Genomic DNA, 1,495 nt, shown 5'->3' with positions numbered 1-1,495 from the left:
GCCCTGCACTCTATGTGCCCCCCAACCCCCAGTTGCTTAACGCTGTTCCCCGGCCGTTCCACGGCGCGTGAACCACATCAAACCATAAAGTCCAAAGAAGAAATAAACTGTTCCGGCTAGCCAGAATGCCGCAAGCAGCAGCCCTTGATCCACGGTGGAAACCGCAAGAAGGGCGGCACCGTTAGTGCAGGTAGCCCATAGAGCAATCCGGGAATTGGACAAGAACCCGATGCCGCAGGCCAAGCCCAGGGCAAGGTATGCGTACACGGCGACGTTCGGCTCGATACTCGTGAACGATGCGGCTCCCAGGAGCACGACTGGCAATAGCAGAGCAGTGCCACCAATGATGCGGATCAATTTCGAACGCGGTTCTCGATTCACCGATTTGGAAGAACGCCCATTGATTCCGACTAGCATCCATGCTGCGACCATTGACGGGATATAGAAGATTCCACTGCTGGTAATGAATCCGGCAACGAGCGCTGTCATGCACAAGGCCGCCGCGTAGCCGTAGATTCGTGCCGCTTTTCCCTTCATGACCGCGGTGGCCGCTACGCCAAGTCCGAATATTGCGAAGATCAGCAGTTGCAATGCGCCTTGCGCATATATTGAGTCGTAGCTACTGCCCTCACCTCCTGGCACAGAAGCGCCAAAAATCAGGTCACCCAGGGTATCTGCCAGAGTCGTATCGATGATGGAGACAAGGACACCGAGGACCAGTGCCACCGCACCGAGCACCAAACTATTCCTTCGTAGGATGGCCCGCTCCTGCGGAGCCGCGTACTCGGCCATCAGAGGGGCTGCAACAGCTTCAGGACTGCCTAGCGCGGCGAGGATCTGGTCATCATCCCTGCCTAGGGCTCGGCCATCCTCGATATGCTGCGCCACATCCTCCAGAAGCTCTAAGCCCATATCCCTTGGAGCACCGCGCAGGAGCTTCCCCAATTCCCGCAAATACGCTTCCGCACTGTACTGCTCAGCTGTCGATGCCATGTTGCTCTCCAAGTAGATCGGTGACTTGCATTGAAATTGCTTCCCATACCCCGCGGAACTCGCCAACCATCAGATGCCCGTGCTCGGTAATGGTGTAGTACTTCCGTTTGCGTCCCGACGCGCCTTCTTCCCAGTAGGTTTCTACCAGCCCAGTGGCTTTCATGCGCGCCAGCAACGGATACAGGCTCCCCTCGCCGGCGGTAAGCTTCCGCGCGGTGAGCTCTTCTGCCAGCTCCAACCCGTATTTATCTCCGCTGGCTAACGAAGCCAGCACACAGTACTCAAGGACGCCCTTGCGTATATTCGTGGCGATTTTCTCGCGTTGATCGGACATGCGATAACCATACCTTGCGTAGCAAGACTTGCATAGCAAGATCTAGTCTTATTTCCCTCGATGAGAGTAATTTCTGCCTAAACGCATAGTGCGCATGCATTGGCCGATGCGAAGGGCAACTACGCTCGAACGCAGAAAAGCGGCCCTTCCTGGAATCCATTTTCATTT

General features: G+C 56.1%; 2 protein-coding genes. Both read right to left on the bottom strand.

Annotated elements, in window-relative coordinates; translation table 11 throughout:
* Positions 1 to 36: 36 nt before the first annotated feature.
* Positions 37 to 993 (bottom strand): DUF1700 domain-containing protein, encoded by a 957-nt coding sequence (locus ACNPM8_RS15430; protein WP_448940152.1) that lies wholly within the window; start codon positions 991 to 993, stop codon positions 37 to 39.
* Positions 977 to 1,327: a PadR family transcriptional regulator gene (locus ACNPM8_RS15425; protein ID WP_105656651.1), complete on the bottom strand. Its 351-nt coding sequence runs from the start codon at positions 1,325 to 1,327 to the stop codon at positions 977 to 979. Before ACNPM8_RS15425 ends, ACNPM8_RS15430 begins: the two co-directional genes overlap by 17 nt.
* Positions 1,328 to 1,495: the final 168 nt, after the last annotated feature.

The organism is Glutamicibacter sp. AGC46, assembly GCF_053543715.1.
This window is presented reverse-complemented; position numbering and strand designations above follow the sequence as displayed.